We start from the raw sequence: 1,418 nt of genomic DNA, 5'->3' as shown, positions 1-1,418 counted from the left end.
GATTATGTGGGCTAGGTTTTTGTGGTTGGAGCCGGGGATACAACGCTAGCCATTGCGCTTGGGCATGTAATGCCTGAGATGTTTGGAGCGAAAGCCGATGGAACAACGGATGATGCGGACGCTATTAATGCCGCCTTTGCCACTGGAAGGCATGTTATATCTGGGACGCCAGGAGGTCGCTATAGAACTACTAGAACTCTTAGATTCCCATCAAATGACATGAAGGGACAGAAGATTGATTTTCTTGGCTCAACAATTTTCGCAGATCATGTTCAGGCAGTTTTCTCTGGGCCAGATGTTCAACTTTTACCTAGAATAGATAACATTCACTTTCAAAACATGAATGTTGAGGGAATTGCTGGCGTAGACAGTATCTACAATGATGTAGTCAACAATGGAGCATTTGCGCTAGGTGATAACTCATCAGTTAGAAATGTTAGCGTTAAAAACATTGGCACTGATGCATTTAGTTTTAACGGATTTAACGGGAAGGGAGAGGAACTCTACTGCGACAATATTCGAGATAACCCAATAGCAATGCGCGGTACTCACAACTATATTTCGAGCATTAAAGTAGGCCACTGTGCTGGGGACATGCTCTTGATGAAGGGGAGTTATAATAGGGTAGAAAGCGCCAGCGGTAAAAAATGCGGCGTCCCGGGTAGCAACCCAGAACCTGGGTTTATTGCCGGTGGCATTGCGATTTTTGGTGCGCCAGTTGATGGTGATGATTTAGGAAGAAACAACTCAGTTGGTTTTGTTGAGGTAGATCAGTGGGGTGCGCTTGGCATCGGGTTTAGCGGTAACTATTGCCGTGTAGACACAATGAAGCTGGGTGTGTGCTATTACACTGATGACAGCCCGCAGGTTCAGAATTCCAAGCCGTGGGTGGCAATTATTCGCGGAACGGGAAGCTCAATTGGCGAAATTAGATCTCAAGGCTCACCTTATGGAATCCTGATGCTAAGTGCTAATGAATGCACTATCGCAAATGCTAGCATTCTTGGTGCCACTAAAGTACAGATACAGCTAAACAATACAGCCGTTAATTGCTCTATCGGGAAGATATCAATTGATAAGTACTCACAGTGGGGGATAATTCCAAATGGAACTAATTGCTCAATTGAGAACCTGATAATGAATAATTGCATAGTTCCTCAAGGAATTACAGCATCACACCTAACATCCCCAACTGTAAATATAGAGAATATAACAATTAATGGTGGTGGTGCTGGCAGCGGGGCTGGAACCGCTGTTGAGCTTCTCAACGCTGCTATTGTTGGCAATATAACATCAATCTCTTTCTCTGGAACTGCATTAATTGTTAGGCCGACTGGAAAGGTTCCGAGAATGGCTAACCTTTCAAACAATACCGATTCCACGGTTCCTATAGCAATTATTAGCGCTACTAATTCATG

1 protein-coding gene is annotated in these 1,418 nt (G+C 44.2%); it reads left to right on the top strand.

Going from position 1 to position 1,418, the window contains the following annotated elements:
- Positions 1 to 21: 21 nt before the first annotated feature.
- Positions 22 to 1,418: hypothetical protein (locus AB0B35_RS42120; protein ID WP_361057523.1), on the top strand; the 1,397-nt coding region annotated here is incomplete at its 3' end.

The sequence above is a fragment of the Catellatospora sp. NPDC049133 genome (assembly GCF_040648455.1).
In the GTDB taxonomy this organism is placed as follows: Bacteria; Actinomycetota; Actinomycetes; order Mycobacteriales; family Micromonosporaceae; genus Catellatospora; species Catellatospora aurea.
Note: the sequence above shows the minus strand (reverse complement) of the source record. Positions and strands in the feature narration are given on the sequence as shown.